The following is a 2,553-nucleotide window of genomic DNA, read 5'->3' as shown; positions in this document are numbered from 1 at the left end:
ACATGCGCCCGGTCTGCCGTTCGATGATCTCCAGCAGGCGCGTCACCTTGTCGGCAGCGACGCGCGGCAGCAGCGTGGCCGTGGTGCACAGGGTCATCAGCGGATTGCGCAGTTCGTGGGCCACGACGGCCATCCGCTGGGTCTGGCGACTCAGCGTCAGTTCTGCCTGCCGCTGCGCGCGCTGCGCCAGCAGCACGGCCTGCAGCAACTGCGCGTTGACCTCTCGCAGCCGCGCCAACGTCGCACGCGCGCGCCGGCCGGTGGCGGGCGCCGCGGCATCGGCATGCCGGCCGAACACGGGGAGGCGCGACGCGTCGCGCCTGAGGGCATCTGCCGCACTGTGGCGGCGCGTGGAGAGCGTCTTCTTGGGGGGTGGTCCGCCGGGGGCGTCGAACGGGTGAAGGGTGACAGACATGGCGGCGTCCTTCCGAAACGGAGCGCTTGTGGGTCAGGCGGGAAGTCCTGGGGCTCCGGGGCGGCGAATCGACCTGCCCGGGTGCGCAGGCTTCCTTTTGGAATGGGAGAGCGCTCCGTCGGCCAGTCTGCCGGGCCGTCCCGAACCGGTCTGTGCGCTGACGAACGCTGCATCGCCCGGCGGCCAGCCTGGCGAGGCCTCTGTATGTTCGATATCGAACATACAGAGGCCTCGCCAGCGCCTATAGTTGCCACCATCGGTGGCATCGGGCGGTACGCGTTCTGTGCCGGCTCCGACAATGTGACGGAGCTTCGAGACATGATCCTTTCCCCCGATCCGAAGCAGAACCAGCTGCTGGCGGCCCTGCCCGATGAAGAGTGGCAGCGCTGGCTGCCCCAGCTCGAATGGGTCGAGTTGACCCTCGGCCAGGTGCTCTACGAACCCGGGCGCACGCTCAGCCACGTCTACTTCCCCATCAACGCCATCGTCTCGCTGCTGTACGTGATGGAGAACGGCTCGTCGGCCGAGATCGCCGTGGTCGGCAACGAGGGCATCGTCGGCATCTCGCTGTTCATGGGGGGCGAGTCGACACCCAGCCGCGCCGTGGTGCAAAGTGCCGGCGAAGGCTACCGGCTCAAGGCATCGACGATCAAGGACGAGTTCAACCGCGCGCCGGTGCTGCACCTGCTGCTGCGCTACACGCAGGCGCTGATCACGCAGATGGCGCAGACGGCGGTGTGCAACCGCCACCACTCGCTCGACCAGCAGCTGTGCCGCTGGTTGCTGCTGAGCCTGGACCGGCTGACCGGCAGCGAGCTCGTGATGACGCAAGAGCTGATTGCCAACATGCTGGGCGTGCGGCGCGAAGGCGTCACCGAGGCGGCGCTGAAGCTGCAGAAGGCCGGGCTGATCAGCTATGCGCGCGGGCGCATCAAGGTGCTCGACCGGCCCGGCCTGGAACGACGCACCTGCGAGTGCTATGCGGTCGTCAAGAAGGAATACGACCGGCTGCTGCCCGAGCGGCTGGTCCGCTGAGCCCCCTGTGTACGCTGGCAGACGGTGATGCGGCCACGCAGGCCCCAGACTGCCCGCGCCATGAAAAACATCGAGAACGGCCTGATTGAACTGCTTCCGCGGGCGGACCGCCAACGCCTGCTCGCTGCGGGGGAGGCGGTCGAGATGACGCTCGCCGAGGTACTCAGCGAGGCGGGCCAACCGACCCGGCACGTGTACTTCCCGATGGAGGGCTTCGTGTCGCTGATCTCGCGGGTGGATGCCCATCCCGGCCTGGAGGTCGGCATGGTGGGACGCGAGGGCATGCTCGGCGTGCACGTGGCGCTGGGGGTGCCGATCGCGCCGCTGCACGCGGTGGTGCAAGGGCCAGGCACGGCGCTGCGCATTGCTGCCGCGCCATTCCGGCGCGAGTTGGGGCACAGCGCTGCGCTGCAGCGCAGCCTGGGCCGCTATGTCAATGTGCTGATGGCGCAGCTGGCCGGCTCGGCCGCCTGCCTGCGCTTCCACCTGATCGGCCCGCGCCTGGCGCGCTGGCTGCTGATGAGCCAGGACCGCGCGCAGTCCGATCATTTCCACATGACGCACGAGTTCCTGGCCTACATGCTGGGCGTGCGGCGCGTCGGCGTGACGGCCGCGGCCGGCGCGCTGCAGGCGGGGGGCCTGATCGAATATCGCCGCGGCGAGTTGCGCGTGATCGACCGCGCCGGCCTGGAGGCGGCAGCCTGCAGCTGCTACCTGGCCGACCGGCGCATCTACGGCCTGTCGATCGGCCGGGCACCGGCCCCGGCGATCAACGCGGCCTGATCACCGCTTGCGCTGGCGATCCGACGTGGCCGGCGCTATCGCCGGAATCGCCAGCACCGGCGTTCCCGGCTTGGCCACCGGCGCCTGCGCCTGCTGCGCCTGCTTGGGCTTCTTCACTTCCTTGTTGCCGTGCTTGCGTTCCTTGGACATGGTGGTCTCCCGATTTCAGCGTGGCTTGGACACGCCGTTCTCATCCGAGAGGATGATCTCGACGCGACGGTTCATCTGCCGGCCCGCGGCACTGTCGTTGCTGGCGACGGGGTAGGCCTCGCCGTAGCCGCGCGTGCGCAGCCGATCGGCGGTGACGCCCTGGTCGATCA

The 2,553-nt window shown here is 69.1% G+C and carries 4 protein-coding genes; 2 read left to right on the top strand and 2 right to left on the bottom strand.

Going from position 1 to position 2,553, the window contains the following annotated elements; translation table 11 throughout:
- Nucleotides 1–415, bottom strand: a 415-nt coding sequence (locus tag AC1D15_RS26540; RefSeq protein WP_477828351.1) for a histidine kinase dimerization/phospho-acceptor domain-containing protein, incomplete at its 3' end; no start/stop codon positions are given.
- Nucleotides 416–733: 318 nt separating this feature from the next.
- On the opposite strand from AC1D15_RS26540, the gene AC1D15_RS26535 reads away from it, so the two are divergent.
- Both AC1D15_RS26535 and AC1D15_RS26530 read left to right on the top strand, forming a co-directional pair.
- The gene (locus AC1D15_RS26535; RefSeq protein ID WP_477828350.1) at nucleotides 734–1,450 is read left to right on the top strand and encodes a Crp/Fnr family transcriptional regulator; all 717 of its coding nucleotides are present in this window, start codon (nucleotides 734–736) and stop codon (nucleotides 1,448–1,450) included.
- Nucleotides 1,451–1,510: 60 nt separating this feature from the next.
- Nucleotides 1,511–2,233, top strand: a complete 723-nt coding sequence (locus AC1D15_RS26530) for a Crp/Fnr family transcriptional regulator (protein ID WP_477828349.1) — start codon at nucleotides 1,511–1,513, stop codon at nucleotides 2,231–2,233.
- Here AC1D15_RS26530 and AC1D15_RS26525 read toward each other — a convergent pair whose 3' ends face one another.
- Nucleotides 2,234–2,383: a hypothetical protein gene (locus AC1D15_RS26525; protein ID WP_477828348.1), complete on the bottom strand. Its 150-nt coding sequence runs from the start codon at nucleotides 2,381–2,383 to the stop codon at nucleotides 2,234–2,236.
- Between the last annotated feature and the right edge of the window lie 170 nt (nucleotides 2,384–2,553).

This window comes from Rhizobacter sp. P2_H2 (assembly GCF_056403375.1).
The sequence above is the reverse complement of the archived record's forward strand: the minus strand, read 5'-3'. Positions and strand labels throughout refer to the sequence as shown.